Annotated in this window: 18 protein-coding genes, 1 tRNA gene and 1 pseudogene; 14 read left to right on the top strand and 6 right to left on the bottom strand. The window is 67.5% G+C overall.

Annotated elements, in window-relative coordinates:
- Window positions 1-286: 286 nt before the first annotated feature.
- Window positions 287-1,438 (bottom strand): glycerate kinase, encoded by a 1,152-nt coding sequence (locus tag ABUA28_RS11020; RefSeq protein ID WP_349904221.1) that lies wholly within the window; start codon window positions 1,436-1,438, stop codon window positions 287-289.
- A 32-nt stretch (window positions 1,439-1,470) separates the two neighbouring features.
- On the opposite strand from ABUA28_RS11020, the gene mgtE reads away from it, so the two are divergent.
- Window positions 1,471-2,808 (top strand): magnesium transporter, encoded by a 1,338-nt coding sequence (gene mgtE / locus ABUA28_RS11015; protein ID WP_349904220.1) that lies wholly within the window; start codon window positions 1,471-1,473, stop codon window positions 2,806-2,808.
- Window positions 2,809-2,973: 165 nt separating this feature from the next.
- On the opposite strand, the gene ABUA28_RS11010 is transcribed toward mgtE, so the two are convergent.
- The 3 genes from ABUA28_RS11010 to ABUA28_RS11000 form a co-directional block, all read right to left on the bottom strand.
- Entirely contained in the window at window positions 2,974-4,533 is a 1,560-nt protein-coding gene (locus ABUA28_RS11010; protein ID WP_349904219.1) for an FAD-binding oxidoreductase, read from the bottom strand.
- A gap of 98 nt (window positions 4,534-4,631) precedes the next feature.
- Window positions 4,632-4,703 (bottom strand) — tRNA-Arg (locus ABUA28_RS11005).
- Between the two features lie 137 nt (window positions 4,704-4,840).
- Window positions 4,841-5,470, bottom strand: a complete 630-nt coding sequence (locus ABUA28_RS11000) for a hypothetical protein (protein ID WP_349904218.1) — start codon at window positions 5,468-5,470, stop codon at window positions 4,841-4,843.
- A gap of 93 nt (window positions 5,471-5,563) precedes the next feature.
- Here ABUA28_RS11000 and argS point away from each other — a divergent pair, with 93 nt between their 5' ends.
- The 9 genes from argS (at window position 5,564) to prmC (ending at window position 17,151) form a co-directional block, all read left to right on the top strand.
- Window positions 5,564-7,228, top strand: a complete 1,665-nt coding sequence (gene argS / locus ABUA28_RS10995) for an arginine--tRNA ligase (protein ID WP_349904217.1) — start codon at window positions 5,564-5,566, stop codon at window positions 7,226-7,228.
- 3 nt (window positions 7,229-7,231) lie between these two features.
- Window positions 7,232-8,068, top strand: coding sequence for an LmeA family phospholipid-binding protein (locus tag ABUA28_RS10990; RefSeq protein WP_349904216.1), 837 nt, complete (start codon window positions 7,232-7,234; stop codon window positions 8,066-8,068).
- A 125-nt stretch (window positions 8,069-8,193) separates the two neighbouring features.
- Window positions 8,194-9,603, top strand: a complete 1,410-nt coding sequence (lysA, locus tag ABUA28_RS10985; protein WP_349904215.1) for a diaminopimelate decarboxylase — start codon at window positions 8,194-8,196, stop codon at window positions 9,601-9,603.
- Window positions 9,600-10,916, top strand: coding sequence for a homoserine dehydrogenase (locus tag ABUA28_RS10980; protein ID WP_349904214.1), 1,317 nt, complete (start codon window positions 9,600-9,602; stop codon window positions 10,914-10,916). The genes lysA and ABUA28_RS10980 overlap by 4 nt, the downstream gene beginning before the upstream one ends.
- Window positions 10,916-11,998 carry a threonine synthase gene (gene thrC / locus ABUA28_RS10975; protein ID WP_349904213.1) on the top strand — a complete coding sequence of 361 codons (1,083 nt, stop codon included), beginning with the start codon at window positions 10,916-10,918 and terminating at the stop codon, window positions 11,996-11,998. Before ABUA28_RS10980 ends, thrC begins: the two co-directional genes overlap by 1 nt.
- Window positions 11,995-12,948 carry a homoserine kinase gene (gene thrB, locus ABUA28_RS10970; protein ID WP_349904211.1) on the top strand — a complete coding sequence of 318 codons (954 nt, stop codon included), beginning with the start codon at window positions 11,995-11,997 and terminating at the stop codon, window positions 12,946-12,948. Before thrC ends, thrB begins: the two co-directional genes overlap by 4 nt.
- A gap of 151 nt (window positions 12,949-13,099) precedes the next feature.
- Window positions 13,100-15,205 (top strand): transcription termination factor Rho, encoded by a 2,106-nt coding sequence (gene rho / locus ABUA28_RS10965; RefSeq protein ID WP_349904210.1) that lies wholly within the window; start codon window positions 13,100-13,102, stop codon window positions 15,203-15,205.
- 3 nt (window positions 15,206-15,208) lie between these two features.
- Window positions 15,209-16,288 carry a peptide chain release factor 1 gene (gene prfA, locus ABUA28_RS10960; protein ID WP_349904209.1) on the top strand — a complete coding sequence of 360 codons (1,080 nt, stop codon included), beginning with the start codon at window positions 15,209-15,211 and terminating at the stop codon, window positions 16,286-16,288.
- A 5-nt stretch (window positions 16,289-16,293) separates the two neighbouring features.
- Window positions 16,294-17,151: a peptide chain release factor N(5)-glutamine methyltransferase gene (gene prmC / locus ABUA28_RS10955; protein WP_349904208.1), complete on the top strand. Its 858-nt coding sequence runs from the start codon at window positions 16,294-16,296 to the stop codon at window positions 17,149-17,151.
- 81 nt (window positions 17,152-17,232) lie between these two features.
- Here the strand turns inward: prmC and ABUA28_RS10950 are convergent, their stop codons facing one another.
- Window positions 17,233-17,850 (bottom strand): HAD family hydrolase, encoded by a 618-nt coding sequence (locus ABUA28_RS10950; protein ID WP_349904207.1) that lies wholly within the window; start codon window positions 17,848-17,850, stop codon window positions 17,233-17,235.
- Window positions 17,847-18,476 carry an HAD-IA family hydrolase gene (locus ABUA28_RS10945; RefSeq protein WP_349904206.1) on the bottom strand — a complete coding sequence of 210 codons (630 nt, stop codon included), beginning with the start codon at window positions 18,474-18,476 and terminating at the stop codon, window positions 17,847-17,849. The genes ABUA28_RS10950 and ABUA28_RS10945 overlap by 4 nt, the downstream gene beginning before the upstream one ends.
- A 91-nt stretch (window positions 18,477-18,567) precedes the next feature.
- Here ABUA28_RS10945 and ABUA28_RS10940 point away from each other — a divergent pair.
- The 4 genes and pseudogenes from ABUA28_RS10940 to atpB form a co-directional block, all read left to right on the top strand.
- Window positions 18,568-19,227: pseudogene (locus ABUA28_RS10940) on the top strand (L-threonylcarbamoyladenylate synthase); the annotation flags it as partial.
- Between the two features lie 527 nt (window positions 19,228-19,754).
- Window positions 19,755-21,071: an MraY family glycosyltransferase gene (locus ABUA28_RS10935; RefSeq protein WP_349904205.1), complete on the top strand. Its 1,317-nt coding sequence runs from the start codon at window positions 19,755-19,757 to the stop codon at window positions 21,069-21,071.
- A complete protein-coding gene (locus ABUA28_RS10930; protein WP_349904204.1) occupies window positions 21,068-21,547 on the top strand; it encodes a hypothetical protein in 480 nt (159 codons plus the stop codon). Before ABUA28_RS10935 ends, ABUA28_RS10930 begins: the two co-directional genes overlap by 4 nt.
- A 77-nt stretch (window positions 21,548-21,624) precedes the next feature.
- The gene (gene atpB / locus ABUA28_RS10925) at window positions 21,625-22,470 is read left to right on the top strand and encodes a F0F1 ATP synthase subunit A (RefSeq protein ID WP_407075440.1); all 846 of its coding nucleotides are present in this window, start codon (window positions 21,625-21,627) and stop codon (window positions 22,468-22,470) included.
- Window positions 22,471-22,496 lie beyond the last annotated feature (26 nt).

The following is a 22,496-nucleotide window of genomic DNA, read 5'->3' as shown; positions in this document are numbered from 1 at the left end:
GCCGACAAATCCAGCGAATGACATCACCAAGAGCGAGTCTGTCGAGTAGCAGGTCAGACCGGCCCCGGAACCACCACCACTATCCTCAATGTCGAGTAGCCAGGAACGAGCGTATCGAGGCCCCCGGTTCCCGCTCGGTCGAGTAACGAGGACGGAGGAACTTTTCGCGGTGTGACACGGAATGAAGGAACTTTCGTGTCTGCTCGTGCGCTTTCTCCTCCTTTTCGGCAGCACTTGCCTGCTGGAAGTCGCACCGCGTCCCGGCCTCGATACGGCCGCGGTCGGCCTACTCGGCCAGCGGCACTGCCCGCGCCGCTTCCGCGCCCGCGACGCGCAGCCAGCGTGCGGGGTCGGCCATCGCGGCCTCAGTCGTGCCGGCAAGCTCTGCGAGCGACGCCGCCCAGAGCGGCTCGCCATCAGCGTCGACCGGCGGCACCGCGAGCTGTCCGGCAATCACACCGGCCGCGACCCCATGTTCACCGGCGAGCCCGATGAGCTGCCCGACGAGCTTGCCCTCCGCCGAGGTGGCGTCGAAGCGGCCCTCTCCCGTGAGGAGCAGGTCCGCCCGGGCCACGGCATCCGGGAGGCCCGTGAGCGTGGAGAGATAGGCCGCGCCCGGCTCGATCGTGGCGCCCCAGGCCGTCGAGAACCCGTACGCCGTGCCGCCCGCAGCCCCCGCACCCGGCTGCGCGGGGTCGCCGCCGAGCAGTCCGGAAAAACGGGCGAGTGCGGCATCCAGCGATTCGACCTGGTCGGGCCTCGCACCCTTCTGCGGCCCGTACACGGCGGCGGCGCCGTTCTGCCCGAGCAGCGGATTCGTGACGTCACTCAGCAGCACGACGTCCTCCGGCGGCGCGAGCAGCCTGCTCCGGTCGAGGGTGACGATGCTGCCCAGTCCGCCCGCGCGGAGCTCGCCGCCCTGCGCAGCGAGTCCGAGGGCCGCAAGCGCACCGGCCCCGCCATCCGTCGACGCGGATCCGCCGAGACCGATCACCAGGCGACGCGCGCCCGATGCGAGGGCCGCCCGAATGACCTGCCCCAGCCCGTAAGTCGTCGCACCGATCGGGTCGAGGGCCTTCATGAGCGGCAGCCCGCACATCTGGGCGAGCTCGACCACCGCAACCCTGCCGGGCAGTTCGAGCCACTCGCCGCGCACGGGCCTGCCGTCCGGGCCGGTCACGAGCCCCGCGTCGCGACGAACCGAGCCGGTCACCGCGGCCTCGATGGCGTCCAGTGTGCCCTCGCCGCCATCCGCCTGGGGGATCGAACGGATCGTGTCGTCCGGGCGCACCGAGTGCCAACCGTCGGCGATGGCCTCGGCGACCTCGCGTGCGGGCAGGGAGCCCTTGAACGAATCCGGCGCGATGACGATGGAAAGCTGCACGGTTCCACTCTGCTGCATCCGGCGCGCATCCGTGCTGCCGGGCGGCGCGTGCATCTGTCGGTACCCTGAACGGTGGGAGGGCAGCCATGGCAGAACAGACCGCACTCGACCTGCTCGAAGACGGCGACGTCGGCGATCTTCGCGAGTTGCGGCGCGCCCTCGACGAGGTGCGGGTCGGCGAGATCGTCGCGCTCATGGGCCGCGTCTCCTCTGCACGGCGGGCGCTGCTGTTTCGCCTGCTGCCCAAGGACCGTGCCCTCGCCGTGTTCGAGACCCTCGACAACGGACTCGCGAGCGAGCTTCTCGGCAGCCTGCGCGACGAGCGTGTCGGGCAGCTGTTCGAAGAACTCGATCCGGATGACCGGGTCGGCCTCCTGGACGAACTGCCGGCCAACGTGGCGAGGAGACTCCTGCAGGGCCTCTCCCGGCGCGAACGAGAGCTGACCGCGACCCTGCTCGGGTACCCGCCGCGCAGCGTCGGCCGCCGCATGAGTCCCGAATACATCAAGGTGCTCTCGACGATGACCGCGGGAGCGGCCCTCGAGCACGTGCGTGCCGCGGGGGAGGCTGCGGAGACCATCTACTTCCTGCCCGTCGCGGGGCCCAGTCGCGTCGTCGTCGGTGCGATCGAGCTGCGCGACCTGCTGCTGGCCGACCCGGATGCCGTGGTCGCCGACCTCATGCACGACCCGATCCTGATCAGCGCGACCGATCCACAGGAGGCCGCAGCGCGCCGCGTCGTCGAGGCGGACGTGATCGCCACCGCCGTCGTCGACTCCGAGAACCGCCTGGTCGGCCTGTTCACCTTCGATGACGCCGCAGAGATCCTCGCGGACGCCGAAGCTGAAGATGCGGCCCGCACCGGTGGCGCGGAGCCGCTGCGTCAGCCCTATCTGTCTGCGCGACTGTTCGCGGTTGTGCGCAGCCGCGTGGTGTGGCTGTTCGTGCTCGTGGCGGCATCCTCGCTCACGGTCGCGGTGCAGGACACCTTTGCGCCCACGCTGCAGCAGTCCCTGGCGCTCGCGCTGTTCATCCCGATGCTGATCGGCGCGGGCGGCAACATCGGATCGCAGGCGGCGACGACGCTCACGAGGGCGCTCGCACTCGACGAGGTGCGGCCTAAAGACCTGCTTCGAGTGCTGTTTCGCGAGCTGCGGGTCGGCATCATGCTCGGTGGGACGCTCGGGCTGTTGGGGTTCGTACCTGCGCTGTTCCTGGTGGGGCCGAGCATCGCGCTCGTGCTGCTTCTGACTGTCACCGCGATCGGCACTCTCGCGGCCGCGGTCGGCGGGGCCATCCCGCTCGGCGCGCGTGCGGCGAGAGTCGACCCGGCGATCGTGTCCGCGCCGTTCATCAGCACCTTCGTCGACGCGAGCGGGCTCGTGATCTACTTCCTCATCGCGAAGGCCGTCCTCGGCCTCTGATCGGCCGCGCCCTTGTGTCCCGTCCCGACCTCTCCGCCCGTGTTTCGCCCAAATGAAGGAGCGAAGCGCGCCGAGGCCCGGTATTCCGGGGGCACCCTTCCCGTGGGAGCGCTCCACTCCTTCATTTGGGCGACCACCACCACGGGAGAAGGGGCGGATGGGGGGTCAGTAGGCCTGGGGCTGGGTGAAGAGGCCGTTCGGGTCGTACTTCGCGCGCGCCGCGGCGAGGCGAGGCGCGTTGTCGCCGAAATAGGATGCGGCGGGGTCGGGCAGGCTCGCATCCGGATAGTTCACGTAGGCGCCGTCGCCCCACTCCGGTACGAGCGCGGAGCGGAACCCGCGCACGTAGGCGTCGTAGGGCGCGGGATCAGTTCCGTTCGCGAAGGTCGCGGTGTACTGCACGGTCATGAGGGCGGTGCGATGCGGGAAGGCCGTGGCACCGGGGGCGAGGTCGCGCACCTTGCCGCCGAGGGCATCCATCGAGATTCCACCCTCCCGCAGGCCGGGCACGGCGGATGCCGCAACGACTTGGGCGAGCATCGTGTCGATCCCGACGGAGTTGAGTTCGCGATACGGCACGTGCGAGGTCGCGGAGAACGACTCGCGGTGGAGCCTGCCGCCGACGCCCGTCTGGCACTGGGCGAGCGGGATGGTGCCGCAGCCCGCGTAGCTCATCATCGCATCGAGGTAGTTCTTCGTCGTTGCCGAGTTGCGCGTCGGCGTAGTTCCGACCTCGGTGAGGAGCGGCGCGAGCTGCACGGCGAGGTCCGATTTCGGGCCGATCCAGGTTCCCGAGAGAAAGAGGCCCGGGCCGTCGGTGTAGTTCGTGCCGCTGAGCAGTTTGAGAGTTGACCACAGCCTCGGGTCTGCCTGGGGCGCCCAGCGCTGCCAGGCGCTCACGACATCCGCGGCGGAGGAGAACGGCCATTGCAGGGAGAACATGGTCACGTTGGGCGCGGGCTGCGTGTCGAGCGTCAGCGAGGTGACGACGCCGAGATGGCCGCCACCGCCACCGCGGCACGCCCAGAACAGCTCCGGATCCTTCGTCGCGGTCGCCGTTCGCAGCGTGCCGTCCGCCGTCACGATCTCCACGGCTGTCAGCGCGTCGCAGCTCAGCCCGTAGGCGCGGGTGAGCACGCCGACGCCTCCGCCGAGGATGAGCCCCGTGGCCCCGACCGTCGCGCACGACCCGGCGGCGATCGCCCTGCCCGAGTTGCCGAGCGCGGTGTACAGCTGCACGAGCGAGACCCCCGCCTGCACCGTCACCGTGTTGTCGTTGTGCATGGTCACGTCGGTCATGCCGCGCGTGTCGATGACAAGAGACGGCGGCATGTCGGTGCCTGCTGCGCCTCCGGACGACCAGCCGGTGTAGCTGTGCCCACCGGAACGCAGGGCGAGGGGAACGTCTTTCGCTCTCGCGAACGCGAGTGCGGTGGCGACGTCTGTCGCGGATGCCACGGTCAGCACCCCGAGGGGCCTCGCGGTGTCGAAGCGCGGATTCTGCACCAGCCGCACGGTGTCGTAGTCCTCATCGCCGGGCCGCGAGAGCGTTCCGGTGACCGCGTCGGCGAGCTCGTCCCAGGTGGTGGGCTGCTTCGGTGTTGATGGCGCGATGGGCATGGGCCGCGGATTCTTCGGCTCGTCCTGCGTGCATCCGGCCGTGACGACGCCGACCGCGCCGACCGCGCCCAGAGCGAGGAGGTCGCGGCGCGAAAGGGAGGTCACAGCCCCATGCTACGAGCGGGGCCGCAAGACAGGCCGCAGGCGAGGGACGCGCGCCATGCCTGTGGGGGAGAAGCCATGCCTGCGTGCGAGAAAGAAGGTGCCCCCACGCAGATTCGAACTGCGGCCCCTGCCTCCGGAGGGCAGTGCTCTATCCCCTGAGCTATGGGGGCCAGGAGTACTGACCAAGGTTACCCCAGCCCGGTTGCCTCGCGTGCATCCGCATTGTTGGCGAAATCCGCCCTAAAAACGCGTGGGAAGGGCGGGAATCGCCAACGATCCGATGGGCTCAAGAGGAGGGAGTGGCGGGTTACTTCACCGCGGAGAGCGCCGCGGTGACGAGCCCCCGCGCGTCGTCCGCGGTGCCGAAGAACACCGAGCTCGTGGAGATCCAGTACGGGCCCATGAACACCTGGAGCTGGCCGACCTGGCCGTTCGTGCTGAAGTACGCCGCGTCGCCGAGTCCCGACGTCGCCGCACCCCTGGCCGCGGCGCTCTTGAGTGCGGTGAGATCGGATGCCCCGGGGTGCGCAATGCTCACCGAGGTGACGACACCGCTGCTGTCGTTGACCAGGCCACAGGAGATGCCCTTGAACGACAGCGCCGTCGCACCGTCGCTGCCCGCCGCAGGCTTGTATGCAGGCTGCAGGCTGGTGTTGGGGTTGAAGTCGTACACGACCTGCGGGGTGAGGAACGAGGCGCAGGCCACGCCGACGGGAGTGCCCGGCGCGCGAGTCGGAGCCGGTGCTGTCGTCGGGCTCGCTACGGCATTTGGCGTGGCGCTCGCGGAACTCGGCGAGGTCGCACGAGGGGAGTGCGTGGTCGACGAGGACTGCGTGTCCGTCTCGGCCTTGCACCCGGCCAGGCCGAAAAGCGCGAGAGCGCCGATGGTCGCCACCGCTGCGGCCCGCATCGTGAAGCTGTGAGCGCTGAGTGCCATCGGATCCCCCTGTGTCGTCGCAGCCAATTCTCACCCACGACCCCGCGCTCGGCCGCGAGGGCGCGCGCGGGCCGCACGATAGAATCGCTTCCCGTGACTCCAGCGCAACTCTCCGCCCAGCTTCTGTCGATCGTGAACGCTGTGCTCGAGCGCCGGGGTGCCGTTCCGCCCGCCCCGATCGAGTTGGCGGACGTGGCGCTCGAACGCCCCAAGAACCGTGACCACGGCGACTGGGCCGCGAACATCGCCATGAAGCTCGCCAAGCCGCTCGGACTCGCTCCGCGCGAGCTCGCGGCAGACTTCGCTGCGGGCCTCGAAGCGGTCGATGGTGTCGCATCCGTCGAGGTCGCCGGCCCCGGATTCATCAACATCAGGCTGGATGCCGCTGCCGCGGGCGCCCTCGCGAAGACCATCGTCGAGCAGGGCGAGGCCTTCGGTCGCGGCACGCTCTACGAGGGCGTCACGATCAACCTCGAGTTCGTCTCCGCGAACCCCACCGGCCCCATCCACATCGGCGGAGTGCGCTGGGCCGCTGTCGGCGACAGCCTCGCGCGCATATTCCAGGCACAGGGCGGCCTCGTCACGCGTGAGTACTACTTCAACGACCACGGCGCGCAGATCGACCGCTTCGCCCGCAGCCTGCTCGCGAGCTACTTCGGCGAGCCCGCGCCGGAGGACGGCTATGCGGGCCAGTACATCGCCGACATCAAGGATCGCGTGGTCGCGAGCTACACGGGTGACCTTTCCGCGCTGTCTCGCGAGGACGCGCAGGAGGTATTCCGATCATTCGGTGTCGACTTCATGTTCGGAGACATCAAGGCGAGCCTGCACGACTTCGGCGTGGACTTCGACGTGTACTTCCATGAGAACGAGCTGCACGAGAGCGGCTCGGTCGAGCGCGCGATTGCGCGACTGCGCGATCTCGGGCACATCTACGAGAAGGACGGAGCCACCTGGCTGCGCACGACCGAGTTCGGGGACGACAAGGATCGCGTCGTCATCAAGAGCGACGGCGAGGCGGCCTACATCTCTGGTGACCTCGCCTACCACCTCAACAAGCGTGAGCGTGGCTTCGAGCGCAACATCATCATGCTCGGCGCCGACCACCACGGCTATGTCAAGCGGATGATGGCCATGACCGCCGCGTTCGGTGATGTGCCCGGTGTCAACCTCGAGATCATGATCGGCCAGCTGGTCAACCTCATGCGCAACGGGGAACCGGTGCGGATGAGCAAGCGCGCGGGCACCGTCGTGACGCTCGAAGACCTGGTCGAGGCGGTCGGGGTGGATGCCGGACGCTACGCGATGGTGCGCAGTTCGACCGACTCGCAGCTGGACATCGACCTCGACCTGCTCGGGCGTCGCACCAACGACAACCCCGTCTTCTACGTGCAGTACGCGCACGCGCGCACCAATTCGGTGGCGAACAACGCGGCGGCCGCCGGCGTCGACCGCAGTGCGTTCGCCCCGGAGCTGCTGACCCACGAGACCGAGAACAACCTCCTCGGCATCCTCGGCGAATACACGCGAGTGCTCGTGCAGGCGGCCGAACTGCGTGAGCCGCATCGCATCGCCCGTTACCTCGAGGAGCTCGCGGGCGCCTACCACCGCTGGTACGACAACTGCAGGGTCACGCCGCTCGGCGACGAGCCGGTGACCGATCTGCACCGCACCCGGCTGTGGCTGAACGACGCGACCGGCCAGGTGCTGCGCAACGGCCTGGGCTTGCTGGGAGTATCAGCACCAGCCAGAATGTAGCCCGTGACGCCCTCGCCGAAGCCGAAGACGAAGCCGCCGAAGCGCAAGCGCCGAGTGGGCACCTCGTTGCGGTTCGTTCTGACGGCGGGCATCGTCTCCCTGATCGTCGTCGGCGTGATCGTCGCAGACAACGCGGCGCGGGGCCTCGTTGCAGACAAGATCGAGAGCCAGGTGCGCACCTCTCTCGACGTGCCGGCCAGCACGCCTATCGACGTGAGCGTCGGCGGAACCTCCGTGCTGTACCAGCTCATCTCCGGCAGCCTCGATCGGGTCGACGTCGGGGTGGCACGAGTGACTCTCGGGGCTCTCTCCGGCTCTGCGCAGCTCACGGCGGCGGACATCCCACTCGACACGAGCAAGCCGACGAGGCTCCTGCGCGTGGTCTTCGTCACCGATCAGACGGCACTGAAGGCGCTGTTCTCCACGGTTCCCGGCCTGTCGCCGAAGCAGATCACCATCAAAGACAGCAAGGTCATCCTCGGCACGGAGGTGACCATCGGCGGGTTCTCGCTGCCCGTGGGCATCGAGTTCACGCCCTCGGCGAGCAAGGGCAAGCTGCAGCTCACGCCCAACTCCATCGTCATCAACAACCTCGACTTCACGGCCGAGGAGCTCAAGAAATCCGCGTTCGGCTCCCTCGCGGAGTCTCTCTTCGCCAGCCATTCGATCTGCATCGCGCCGCTGCTTCCCAAGGGCTTCACGCTCGAGAGCGTCTATGTCGAGGGCAAGTCCATCCAGATCACCGTCTCTGCCGAGAACGTGAAGCTGAACAGCAAGACGCTCTCCAGCAAGGGAAGTTGCGAGCCGGAGGCGAAGGCAGGGGACAAGCCCTCGACGTAGCTGTCGGAGATCCCCCGCGCGGCTCGATCCGGGGCGCACCGAGGTCTCGTAATAAGATTCAGGGGACTTCAGGAACCGTGCCAGGTTCGCACCGCATCATTCGCAGACTCCCGTGAGGTTCCCCTTTGACTCTCAATCCGCTCGCCCCGGAGTGGTTGGTCCACCCCGCAGACGCGAACGCGCTCGCCTCGACGGTCTGGTCGCGGAACGCGACTCGCGACGCGTCCGGTCGGCTCGAGATCGCCGGGCTCGATGCCGTCTCGATCGCCGAGCAGTTCGGTACGCCGGTCTACGTCATCGACGAGGCGGATGTCCGTGGACGAGCGGCCTCGGCGCACGAGTCCTTCTCCCGCGAATTCGCCCGCGTCGGCTCCGCGGCCAAGGTCTACTACGCGGGCAAGGCGTTCCTCAGCGCGGAGGTGGCCCGCTGGGTGGCCGAGGCGGGGCTCAACATCGACGTGTGCACGGGCGGCGAGCTCGCGGTCGCGCTCGCCGCGGGCATCGCGCCGTCGAGGCTCGGTTTTCACGGCAACAACAAGTCTCTCGTCGAGATCGACCGCGCGGTCGGCGTCGGCGTCGGCGTGCTCGTCATCGATAGCATCATCGAGATCGAGCGGATCGCTGCTGTTGCCGCGCGTCACGGTGTCGTGCAGCCCGTGCGACTCCGGGTCAACAGCGGAGTACACGCGCACACCCACGAATACCTGGCTACCGCGCGCGAAGACCAGAAGTTCGGCATCGCACTGAGCGAGGCAGCGGATGCGGTGGCCGCGATCCGCGCACACCCCGAGCTCGAATTCCTCGGCCTTCACTCGCACATCGGATCGCAGATCTTCGACTCCGAGGGCTTCGCGGAGGCGGCCACCCGCCTGCTGACGCTCCATGCAGGCCTGCTCGAGGGTGGGCCGATTCCGGAACTCAACCTCGGCGGCGGCTTCGGGATCGCGTATACGAGTGTCGATGTCGCCCTGCCGCTCGAGGAGATCGCGGCCAGGCTCGCGGACATCGTGGCCGCGGAGTGCGCGAGGCTTGGCATCCCGGTTCCCGTCGTCGCGGTGGAACCCGGGCGAGCCATCGTCGGACCGTCCACCACGACGCTCTACACGGCTGGCACGGTCAAAGACGTGGAGGTCTCTGCGGGCGAGAGCAGCGCCATCCGCAAGTACGTGAGTGTCGACGGCGGCATGAGCGACAACGTGCGTCCCGCCCTCTACGCGGCCGACTACACCGTGCGCATCGCAGGCCGCACTTCGGATGCCGAGCCGGCCCTCGTGCGCATCGCCGGCAAGCACTGCGAGAGCGGTGACATCGTCGTGCACGCGGACTACCTGCCGGGCGACGTGCGCCCGGGCGACGTGCTCGCCGTGCCCGCGACCGGCGCGTACTGCTGGTCGCTCGCGAGCAACTACAACTACCTCGGAAGGCCGCCGGTGGTGGCCGTCGTGGATGGAACGGCGCGCGTCATCGTGCGCGGCGAAACCGAAGCCGACCTGCTTTCACGAGATGCAGGGCTGACGAAAGAAGACACACCATGATCGAGTACCGCAATCTGCGAGTCGCCCTTCTCGGGGCGGGCTCCGTGGGCGCCCAGGTGGCGTCCCTGCTGCTGAAGCATGGTGAGGAACTCGCGCAGCGGGCGGGTGCGGGCCTCGAACTCGTGGGGATCGCGGTGCGCGACCCGCAGGCCGCACGCACTGCGCACCTGCCGCAGGAACTCATCACGACCGAAGCCGAGTCGCTCATCCTCGGCGCGGACATCGTCATCGAACTCATGGGTGGTCTCGAGCCCGCGCGCAGCTACATCCTGCAGGCGCTCAACTCGGGCGCGGACGTCATCACGGGTAACAAGGCACTTCTCGCCACGCACGGCCAGGAGCTGTTCGAGGCCGCGGAGCAGGTCGGCGCCCAGCTCTACTACGAGGCGGCCGTGGCCGGTGCCATCCCGATCATCCGCCCGCTGCGCGACAGCCTCGCGGGTGACCGCATCAAGCGCATCCTCGGCATCGTCAACGGCACGACCAACTTCATCCTCGACCGCATGGACAGCGAGGGGGAGAGCCTCGATGCCGCCCTCGCCACGGCGACCGACCTCGGTTACGCAGAGAAGTCAGACCCGTCAGCAGACATCGAGGGGCACGACGCCGCCCAGAAGACCGCGATTCTCGCGAGTCTGGCCTTCCACACCACGGTGCCGCTCGAGAAGGTCCACCGCGAGGGAATCACGACCGTCACCCTGCAGCAGGTCGAGGAGGCCCGCAAGGCCGGGTACGTCGTCAAGCTGCTCTCGATCAGCGAGCGACTGACGGATGCCATCACCGGCCACGAGGGCGTCTCGGCCAGGGTCTACCCCGCGCTCGTTCCCCGCGACCATCCGCTCGCGGCGGTGCGCGGCGCCAAGAATGCGGTGTTCGTCGAGGCCGAGGCCGCGGGCGACCTCATGTTCTACGGCGCGGGGGCGGGCGGCAAGGAGACGGCATCCGCTGTTCTCGGCGACCTCGTCTCGGCCGCGCGCAGGCACGTCATCGGCGGCCCCGGCGTCGCAGAGTCGACGCACGCGAACCTGCCCATCCTGCCCATCTCGAGCATCACGACGCGCTACCGCATCACCCTCAGCGTGATCGACAAGCCCGGCGTTCTCGCCGCCGTCGCCGCGATGTTCAGCAAGCACGGCGTCTCGGTCGAGGCCGTGGAGCAGTCGGTGCGTGCCGATGGTGGCTCAGCCACCGCTACCCTTGTGATTGGCACCCACAAGGCATCCGAATCCGATCTCTCCGCGACGGTCACAGCCCTCGAAGCGAGCGACGTCGTGAATTCTGTCACCTCAGTATTAAGAGTAGAAGGTATCTAATGGCACAGCAGTGGCGCGGGGTTCTGCGCGAATACGCCGATCGTCTGAACATCTCGGACAGCACGCCCATCGTCACCCTGGGCGAAGGCGGAACACCGCTGATTCCCGCGCCGGCTCTCTCCGCGCGCACCGGCGCCAAGGTCTGGGTCAAGTACGAGGGCATGAACCCGACCGGGTCGTTCAAGGACCGCGGGATGACCATGGCCGTCTCGAAGGCCGTTGAGCAGGGTGCGAAGGCCGTCATCTGCGCCTCCACCGGCAACACCTCGGCGTCCGCCGCCGCCTATGCCACCCACGCCGGCATCACCGCGGCCGTGCTCGTACCGGAGGGCAAGATCGCGATGGGCAAGCTCGCCCAGGCGATCGCGCACGGCGCACAGCTGCTGCAGGTGCAGGGCAACTTCGACGACTGCCTTGAGATCGCGCGCGAACTGGCCAAGGACTACCCGGTGCACCTGGTCAACTCGGTCAACCCCGACCGCATCAGCGGCCAGAAGACGGCGGCGTTCGAGATCGTCGAGGTGCTCGAGGATGCTCCGGACTTCCACATCGTCCCCGTCGGCAACGCGGGCAACTACACCGCATACTTCCGCGGCTACAGCGAAGAGCTCGAGCGCGGTGCAACCACCAGGCTTCCGCGGATGTTCGGCTTCCAGGCCGAGGGCAGCGCGCCGATCGTGCGCGGGCACGTGATCAAGGAGCCGGAGACGATCGCGAGCGCCATCCGAATCGGCAACCCGGCATCCTGGGCACTGGCCACGGCGGCCCACGACGCGAGCGACGGATACTTCGGTGCGATCTCGGATGAGCGCATCCTCGAGGCGTATCGCATCCTGGCCTCCGAGGTGGGCATCTTCGTCGAGCCGGCCTCCGCGATCAGCGTCGCCGGACTGCTCGAACGTTCCGCCGCGGGCGAGATCCCGAAGGATGCCCGGGTCGTGCTCACCGTCACGGGCCACGGCCTCAAGGACCCGCAGTGGGCTCTTCGCACCCCGGACGGTGCGGACGTGAAGCCGACCGTGGTTCCCGTGGACACCGACGAGATCGCCGGCGTGCTCGGCCTCGCGAAAGTGAGTGCATGACCACAACCGCACCGGCGGGCCTGGCCGGCCGAGCCGTCACGGTCAAGGTTCCGGCGACGACCGCGAACCTGGGCCCGGGGTTCGACACGCTCGGACTCGCTCTCTCGCTCTATGACATCCTGACGGTCAGCGTGCGCCCGGAGCCCGGCGCGACGGTGCAGGTCACCGGTGTCGGCGAGGGTGAGGTTCCGACAGACGAGAGCAATCTCGTGGTGCGCGCCATCGCTCACACCTTTGCCGCGGTCGGGCAGCAGATGCCGGGGCTGAACCTGGTCGCGCACAACTCGATCCCGCACGGGCGTGGCCTCGGGTCATCCGGTGCGGCCATCGTCTCCGGGATCATGGCGGCCAAGGGGCTGCTCGCTGGCATCGTCGACATCGACTCCGGGATGCTGCTCTCGCTCGCCACCGAGCTCGAGGGTCACCCCGACAACGTCGCACCCGCGCTCTTCGGGGGCCTCACGATCGCCTGGACCACGGATGACGGCCCGCAGCACAAGAAGCTCATCGTGCACCGAGGGGTGTCGCCCCTGATCGCCGTGCCCCAGGGCACGATGTCCACGGAGCTTGCGCGCAGCCTGCGCCCGCTCTCCGTGCCGCACGCGGACGCCATCTTCAACGTCTCGCGCTCTGCGCTGCTCATCGCCGCGCTCATCCAGAGCCCCGAGCTGCTGCTCGCCGCGACCGAGGATCGGCTGCACCAGAGCTATCGCGCGAGCGCCATGCCAGACACGGACTCCCTCATCACCGAGCTGCGCGCGGAGGGTCATGCCGCCGTCGTGTCGGGCGCCGGGCCGTCGATCCTCGTGCTCTGCAGCGACCCGGCCGAGCGGCTCGTGGCCGCCGAGCTCGTGGAGCAACACGACGGAACACCCTGGCAGCCGCTGCTGCTCGCCGTCGACTTCAAAGGTGCTACAGTGATGATGCACCCGGTAGAAATCCCGAATTAGTTCGAATCCCAGTGTGCACATCACCAGCAATCGCCCACTCGCACGTGTTTACTGCGCAACCGCACAGTTCACGCAGTGAAGTGCGAACAGCTCTCCTGTAGGGGTATCCACATCCCGGACATCCACTCACCAGGGGAAAGGAACCCTCTTAGTGACTGACCTCACTGTTCGTGCCGATCGGCCGAACTCGAGTGCCGATCTGACCGGACTTCGCGTCGCAGAGCTTCAGGCTCTCGCGACCGAGCTCGGCGTCAGCGGCGCTACCAAACTTCGTAAAGGAGAACTCGTGGACGCAATCTCCGAGATCCAGAACAACTCACACTCCGATTCTCAGGATGCCCCGGCTTCAGACGCCCAGGCTCCAGCGGAGACCGCGGTCAAGAAGCGTGCTTCGCGCCGGGTCACGACTGCTGTCGTCGACACCGCGGCCGCGCCCGTGATCGACGTCGCGAGCCCTGCCCACAGCGAGCCCGTGGCACCTGCGGCCAGCACCGCGGGCGCGAGCATCGACTCCCGCGCCGAGACCACGACCGAGACCACAACGGATGCTCCCGCCACCGAGAAGAAGGCCCCGCGCGGCCGCCGCTCGGCTTCGGGCCACGTCAACCAGGGCGAGAGCGGCCTCGACCGCATCCCGGGCCAGGAGGCCGAGCGCGAGGCGCAGGACGACAACGCTCGTTCCGAGCATGCGCGCGCAGACAACTCCGGTGCAGAGCATTCGCGAGGCGACGCAGCCCAGGCGGACGGCGCGCACGACTCGCACGATTCCCACGATTCCCACGACGGTGCTGTCCAGCGCGGCGAGCGAGCGGATGACGGCTCAGGCGACGGCGCACAGCAGTCCCGCAACTCCCGCAGCCGCAACCGCAACCGCGGTGACCGCGGCCAGGGCGACCGCCAGCAGAACCAGCAGGGCGACCGCCAGCAGAACGACGACCAGTCCGGTGGCGACGGCGGCAACCGCAACAACAACCGCGGTAACCGAGGCAATGATCGCCAGCAGAACGAGCAGGACAGTGAGCGCGGCGGACGCAACCGCTACCGCGACCGCAAGCGTCGCGGGTCGGGCTCGAACGACGACTTCGAGCCGGAGATCACCGAGGATGACGTGCTCATCCCGGTCGCCGGCATCCTCGACGTCCTCGACAACTACGCCTTCGTTCGCACCAGCGGCTACCTGCCCGGCAACAACGACGTCTACGTCTCCCTCGGCCAGGTCAAGAAGTACAACCTGCGCAAGGGCGACGCGATCGTCGGTGCCATCCGCCAGCCGCGCGAGAACGACAACAACGGTCGCCAGAAGTACAACGCGATCGTCAAGATCGACTCCGTCAACGGTCTCGCCGTCGAGCAGGCCGCTGAGCGCGTCGAGTTCGGCAAGCTGACCCCGCTCTACCCGACCGAGCGCCTGCGTCTCGAGACCGAGCCGAGCAAGCTCACCACCCGCATCATCGACCTCGTGTCGCCGATCGGCAAGGGCCAGCGCGGCCTCATCGTCTCGCCGCCCAAGGCGGGCAAGACCCTCGTGCTGCAGGCCATCGCCAACGCCATCGCCAAGAACAACCCGGAGGTTCACCTCATGGTCGTTCTGGTCGATGAGCGTCCGGAAGAGGTCACCGACATGCAGCGCACGGTGAAGGGTGAGGTCATCGCCTCCACCTTCGACCGTCCAGCCGAAGACCACACCACGGTCGCGGAGCTCGCCATCGAGCGCGCCAAGCGCCTCGTCGAACTCGGCCACGACGTCGTCGTGCTGCTCGACTCGATCACCCGCCTCGGCCGGGCATACAACCTGGCTGCTCCGGCATCCGGTCGTATCCTCTCCGGTGGCGTCGACTCATCCGCTCTCTACCCGCCGAAGCGTTTCTTCGGTGCAGCGCGCAACATCGAGGACGGCGGCTCGCTCACCATCCTCGCGACCGCGCTCGTGGAGACCGGGTCCAAGATGGACGAGGTCATCTTCGAGGAGTTCAAGGGCACCGGCAACATGGAGCTTCGCCTGTCTCGTCAGCTGGCAGACAAGCGCATCTTCCCTGCCGTGGATGTCAACGCCTCGGGCACGCGCCGCGAAGAGATGCTCATGGGCGTCGACGAGACCAAGATCAGCTGGAAGCTGCGTCGGGCGCTCGCCGGACTCGAGACCCAGCAGGCGCTCGAGCTCGTGCTGACCCAGTTGAAAGACACCCAGTCGAACGTCGAGTTCCTCATGAAGATCCAGAAGTCGCTTCCAGGAGCGTCGGGGAGCAAGGAAGACTAGATCGTGTTCGAGTCAGTAACCACCCTGCTGGCCGAGCACGAGGATCTACAGGAACAGCTGGCTGATCCGGAGCTCCACTCCAACCCGGCCAGGTCCAAGAAGGTCAATCGGCGCTACGCGGAGCTCAGTCGAATCGTCGACGCGTACAACCGCTGGACGAAGTTGAGCGACGACGTGGCGGCCGCGACCGAGATGGCGGCAGAAGACGAGTCGTTCGCCGAGGAACTGCCGTCGCTCACGGCGGAACTCGAGCAGATGGCCGAGCGCCTGCGTCGGCTGCTCATCCCGCGCGACCCCAACGACGGTCGCGACGTGATCATGGAGATCAAGATGGGGGAGGGCGGCGCAGAATCCGCGCTGTTCGCCTCCGACCTGCTGCGCATGTACCTGCACTACGCAGAATCGCAGAAGTGGAAGACCGAGATCATCGAGCAGACCCTCAGCGATCTCGGCGGCATCAAGGATGTCCAACTCGCCATCAAGGGGCACTCGAGCGACCCGGCGGAGGGCGTCTGGGCGCAGCTCAAGTACGAGGGCGGCGTGCACCGCGTGCAGCGCGTTCCCGCGACGGAGTCGCAGGGCCGCATCCACACCTCCGCGGCGGGCGTGCTCGTCTTCCCCGAGGTCGATGAGCCCGAAGAGGTCGAGATCAACCAGCACGACCTCAAGATCGACGTCTACCGCTCGAGCGGCCCGGGCGGCCAGTCTGTCAACACGACCGACTCCGCCGTGCGCATCACCCACCTTCCGACCGGCATCGTGGTCGCGATGCAGAACGAGAAGAGCCAGCTGCAGAACCGCGAGGCCGGTATGCGCGTGTTGCGCGCCCGCATTCTCGCCCACAATCAGGAGATCGCAGACGCTGAGGCCTCGGCCGTGCGCAAGAGCCAGATCCGCACGATGGACCGCTCCGAACGCATCCGCACCTACAACTTCCCCGAGAATCGCATCGCGGACCACCGCACGGGTTACAAGGCCTACAACCTCGACGCCGTCATGAACGGCGCGCTCGGCCCGGTCATCGAGTCCTGCATCCACTGGGACGAAGAGGCGCGCCTCGAGGCCCTCGGCGGCGACGCCTGATCACCATGCGCAGCATCGCCGAACTCCGCAGCAGCGCGATCGAGACGCTCGCAGCGGCGGGCATCGAGTCATCCGATGCCGACGCGGAGCTCCTGATCGGCTACGTGCTGGCGCTCAGTCGCGGTGAGGTACAGGCGAAGGCGATCACCGGCACGGAGGTGAGTGCGACGGATGTCGCGGCCATTGATGAACTCGTGACGCGCAGGGCAGCCCGCGAACCGCTGCAGCACATCACCGGGCGCGCGCCGTTCCGCAATCTCGAACTCGCCGTCGGCCCCGGCGTCTTCGTGCCGCGGCCGGAGACCGAGCAGGTCGCACAGTTCGCGATCGACGCGCTCGCTGCCACGGCATCCGCGTCGCCCATCGCCGTCGATCTCGGAACGGGCAGCGGCGCGATTGCCCTCGCGATGGCGACCGAGGTGCCGCACGCAACCGTGTACGGCATCGAGCTGTCGCCGCGCGCCTTCCCCTGGACGGAGCGCAACTTCCGGGAGAGCGGTGCGACGAACGCCACTGCGATTCTCGGCGATCTCGCCGAGGCGTTTGCCGAACTCGACGGAAAGGTCTCCGTCGTCGCCTCGAACCCGCCATATATCCCGACGGATGCGATTCCCCGCGACCCCGAGGTGCGCCTGTTCGACCCCGCGCTCGCCCTCTACGGCGGCGAGGACGGCCTGGATGTCGTCCGCACGGTTTCCCGCGTCGGCCTGCGCCTGCTGCACCCGGGCGGCACCCTCGTGCTCGAGCACGGTGAATTGCAGGCCGCGCAGATCGCGGAACTCTTCGCGGCGGACGGCTGGCATGCGATCAGCAGCCACCGCGACCTCCTGGGCCGCGACCGCGCCACCACCGCACTGCGCTAGCGGTCACCGCCGTTCGAATTGCGGCAAAGTGTGGGTGTGCCGCGCCCGACACCCGCAGAATGCCGCACCGCGCGGGAGCAACTAGCGTGTGCGGACCGCCGCGAAGGCCTCGATCGCCTCCAGCAGGTCCGCGGATGTCGTGAACAGGTGCGTCGTGATGCCGAGTGACTGCGCGCCCGCGACGTTCTCGGGCAGGTCGTCGACGAAGAAGGCATCCTCGGCCGCGACGCCGTAGCGGTCGAGCACGGCTGCGAACACCGCGGGATCCGGCTTTCTCGCGCCGTAGTCGCTCGAGGTGAGGAGATGGTCGCCGAAGACCGGGACGAGCTCAGGGGCAAGGCTCGGCAGGTACTTCGAGGTGAGGGGTCCGTTGTTGGTGAGCAGCGTCACCGTGCCGAGTTCTGCCGCCCGTCTCACCGCGGCGATCGACTCCGGGAACGCGGTCATCGCACCGCCGCGCGCCCGCAGCCACTCCGCCTCGCTGAACGGGTAGCCGATCGCCTCGCTGAAGGCCGAAAGGTAGTGCTCTGCAGAGTCATAACGCCCCGCCTCTGCCGCACGCTCGCCACCGTGGTTCCACCAGCGCTCGCGGAGTTCCGCAATCGGCAGCCCGGTGATCTCGGTCAGGGTCTCCATTCGCGCATGCCAGTCGAAGTCGTACAACACGTCATCCATGTCGAAGATGAACAGCAGGGTCATTTTGATCGCCCGGAAAACCGGTCGATGGCGTCGTTCAACGCATCGACCTGCGGCACCCCGTTCACGGTGATGAAGTGGTGCACGTGCATCCCGAGCGTTGCAGCGCACTCGATGTTCTCGAGCGAATCATCCACGAACAGCGCGTTCTCGGGGTCCGTGTCAAAGTGCTCGAGCGCGCGCCTGCTCGCCTCTGGATCCGGCTTGCGCACGCCGAGCTGGCAGCTGACCAGGCGGTTTTCTCCCACGATGGCCGCGACATCCGGGGCCAGGGTGTCGAGTGCCTCTGCGAAGGGCGAGGGGTTGTTCGAGAACAGCGAGACCGTGCCGAGCGTGCTCGCGCGCCTCAGGGCATCGACGCTGCCGGGGATGGCCGTGCTGGCTTCACCCCTGGCCTCACACCACTGGGCGAGTGAGAGCGTGTAGCCCGTCACCTCCGCGAACTTCCCCAGGTATTCCGGCGCCGTGCGCCAGGCCCCCGCTTCGGCGCGCGCCTCGTAGCCCGCGGCCCACCAGCTCTTCGCGAGGTGATACTGGCTCGCTCCGGTGATGCGACTGAGCGCGGGCAGGCGCCGCATCATGTCGTAGGCGTAGAGGGTCTTATCGAAGTCGAACAAATACAGATCCACGCGGCTCCTCAATTCTGCTTTCAGCCTAAACGTGCTCGGCCGGGCAGGCGGCACCGCAAGCACAGATGCTCCCGCTACGATGGTGGTCGATATGGCGACCATCTATGACTGCTCGAATCAGAGCGAACTTCTCACTGGCATGCGGCTTGCCCGGGCAGCGATCGGGCGCGGCGATCTCATCGTCATGCCGACCGACACCGTCTACGGTGTCGCTGCCGACGCCTTCAACTCCGACGCCGTGTTGCGCCTGCTGGATGCCAAGAACCGCACGACCGCGTCGCCTCCGCCCGTGCTCGTGCCCGGCATCCCGACCCTCGATGCCCTCGCCGAGTCGGTCCCGGATGAGGTGCGTGCGCTCGTCAAGGCGTTCTGGCCCGGAGGGCTCACCGTCATCCTGCCCGCGCGTGATTCCCTCAAGTGGAACCTGGGCGAGACGGACGGCACGGTCGCCCTGCGCATGCCAGACGACCCGATCGCGCTCGAAATCCTCTCCGAGACCGGGCCGCTCGCGGTCTCCTCGGCTAACCTCACCGGCGAGCCCGCGGCGATGACCGCGCAGGATGCCGAGCGGATGCTGGGCGAGAGTGTGATCGTCTACCTCGACGGCGGTTCGGTGGGCACGCGCTACCCGAACGCCAGCGACGGCACGGGGTCGACCATCGTCGACGCGACGACACTCGGTCGCCCCGGCGGAGCCATCCGCATCGTGCGCCACGGCGTGATCTCCGACGAGGCGATCAACGAGGTGCTCGACGCGATGCCGAAGGTCTCGCTCGCGCGCGCCGATCTCGTTGCGACGCCGCCCGTCGGGGCCGCGGGAGAGAGCGACGCTGCGCCGGCCGCGGCAAAGAAGGCGCCGACTAAGAAGGCGCCGGCGGCGAAGGCTGCTGCAGCGAAGACACCCGCGAAGAAGGCTCCCGCGAAGACCCCCGCGAAGACCCCCGCGAAGACCCCCGCGAAGATGGCTCCGGCCAAGTCGGCTACCGCAAAGGCGTCGGCAACCAAGGCTCCGGCAACCAAGGCGTCGGCGACAAAGGCTCCGGCAACCAAGGCGTCGGCAGCGAAGGCCCCTGCAAAGAGCGCCGCGGTCGCGAAGTCCGCGGTCGCGAAGGCTCCGGCTGCCAGGGTTCCGGCTGCCAAGGCTCCGGCCAAGACTTCTACGGCGAAGGCCTCTGCCACACGGGCTCCAGCGAAGAAGGCTCCCGCGGCTAAGGCTCCCGCAAAGAAGGCTCCTGCCACAAAGACTGCGTCATCAAAGGTGCCGGGCGAAGCTACGCCATGAGGCTGATCTTCTACCTGCTGGCCGGCGTCCTGTCCGCCGGCATCACGTTCGGCCTCTCCGTCGTCATCTGGAAGCTGAGCATGCGGTATCGGCTCTATCCAAAGATTCGTGCGCGTGACGTGCACACCCGTCCGACGCCGCGGCTCGGCGGCGTTGCGATGTTCATCGGCATCGCCATCACCGTCGCCGTGGCGTCGCAGTTCAGCCAGTTCCATCTCGTCTTCGCCCGTCCGGGGCCGGTGCTGGCGATCTTCGGCGCGGCGCTCATCATCGTTCTGATCGGCGTCGCGGACGACATCTGGGACCTGGACTGGATGACGAAGCTTGTCGGGCAGATCATCGCGGCCGGTCTCCTCGCCTGGCAGGGCGTGCAGCTCACCTCGATCCCCATCGTCGGCGGGATGATCGTGCTCTCGTCCTATGCCGGGCTGCTCACGACGGTGCTGATCATCGTGCTGGTGATGAACGCGGTGAACTTCATCGACGGACTCGACGGGCTCGTCGCCGGAGTCGCGATCATCGCGAACGTCGTGTTCATGATCTACAGCTGGATCCTGGCCACGTCGATGGCGCAGGCGGAATACTTCAACCTGGCATCGCTGCTCACGGCCGTTCTCGTCGGTGCGTGCGTCGGCTTCCTCCCGCTCAACTGGCATCCGGCCCGCCTGTTCATGGGGGACGCGGGGGCGCTGCTGGTCGGGATGCTCATGGCGACGTCCGCCATCTCCGTCACCGGCCAGGTGGACATCGCCTCGCTGCAGTACACCAAGCAGCTCGCGCCGGCCTTCATCCCGATCCTGCTACCGCTCGCCATCCTCGTGGTCCCGCTCCTCGACTTCGGTCTCGCCGTGCTCAGGCGGTTGAGGGCGGGCAAGTCGCCGTTCACGGCCGACCGCAAGCATCTCCACCACCGCCTGCTCGACATGGGACACTCCCACTTCCACGCGGTGTTGATCTTCTACGCGTGGACCGCCGTGGTCTCGGTCGGCTGCCTGCTCTTCCTGTTCATCCAGGCCGCTTGGGCCGTGACCGTCATCGCTGTCGGGCTCATCGTCTGTACCTGGTTCACGATCGCGCCGCTGACCAAGCGCAAGGCGGTCGAGGCGGCCGTGCAGCTCTCGACGTCGCGTGACGCGGGAAGTGCCGTCGCCTCACGCTTCGACCGCCTCGACGAGGCCTCGGATGTCGCATCCGCAGGCGCCCAGGATTCAGCAGAGATGGGCGCGGCGACCGATGCCGCGCTCGACGCCGTCACCGCGGCGGAGGCCGTGCCGGACGACCGACCACAGAAGAAAGCGAGCGGCAGAGCATGAGCGCTGTTCCCGTGTTGAAGAAGATCCTCCTTTGGGGTGGTCTCCTCGCCCTCGTGCTCGTCGTCGCAGGCTCGATCGTCGGTTATGCGGTCGCGGGGTGGACCGGTGTCGCCGGTGCCCTCATCGGCACCGCGATGGCGGTGGTGTTCCTCGCGATCACGGCCCTGAGCATCCTCATCGCGACCCGCTACGGCCTCGCCGTGTTCTTCGGCATCGTCATGGGCGCGTGGATTCTCAAGTTCATCCTGTTCCTCGTCCTGGTGTTCCTGCTCAAGGACCAGGTCTGGCTGCAGCCCACCGTGATGTTCGTCTGCCTCGTGGTCGCTGTCGTCGGAACGCTCGTCGTCGACGTGGTCGTCATCGCCAGATCGAGGATGCCGTACGTGAGCGACATTGCTCTCCCCGGCGACGGTACAGGGCAGTCTTCGCCCACGCCCGGGACGGAACCGTCCGACGGTGCGGGGAGCGAGCAGTAGGGCCTCTGAGATTCGGTAAGAGGCAAATCTCTTGATAGAGTTTGTTTCGTTCGCCTCCCCCCTTTTCCCATCGCCGCGTGGTTTCACGCCCGACTCTGGAGTTAGCGCTGTTACTTAACGCCGTCACGTCGCTTCTTCCATTCGCCACCGATGGCGGTGGAGGTTTCCACGGCCCTTCCATCGACGAGTTCTTCCCTCCGGTCATCCTTTTCGCTGGTACGCCGTTCGAGATGAACCGCATCATGATGATCCGGGTTCTCATCGCTCTCGTCATCGTGCTGGTCTTCTGGCTGGGCACGCGCAAGATGAAGCTCGTTCCCGGCCGCGGCCAGAGCCTCATCGAGATGGGCCTCGACTTCACCCGCGTGAGCATCGCGGAAGACCTGCTCGGCAAGAAAGACGGCAACCGCTTCCTCCCGCTGCTGACCACGATCTTCTTCATGGTGCTCGGTCTCAACCTCACGGGTGTCATCCCCGGGCTCAACATCGCAGGCACCTCGGTCATCGGTGTTCCGCTCCTGCTCGCGGTGATCGCCTATGGCACGTTCATCTACGCGGGCGTCAAGAAGAGCCCGAAGAACTTTCTCAAGAACTCGTTCTTCCCCCCGGGGGTCCCCGGTGCGCTCAAGCCGCTCATCGCGGTCATCGAGCTGATCTCGACCTTCGTGCTGCGACCGATCACGCTCACCCTCCGACTCCTGATGAACATGATGGTGGGACACTTCCTGCTGGTCCTGTTCTTCGCAGCGACCCAGTTCTTCCTGTTCACCGCGGGGGGCTGGTACAGCCTCTTCGGCATCGGAACCTTCGCCTTCGGTCTCGCGTTCAGCCTCTTCGAGCTGCTGATCATCGTGCTGCAGGCCTACATCTTCACGCTTCTCACTGCTGTCTACATTCAGCTGGCAGTGCTCGAGGAACACTAGCGAGATCCGGCACCCGTCGGATCAGC

The sequence above is a fragment of the Parafrigoribacterium humi genome, from assembly GCF_040227205.1.
Taxonomy (GTDB): Bacteria; Actinomycetota; Actinomycetes; order Actinomycetales; family Microbacteriaceae; genus Parafrigoribacterium_A; species Parafrigoribacterium_A humi.
This window is presented reverse-complemented; position numbering and strand designations above follow the sequence as displayed.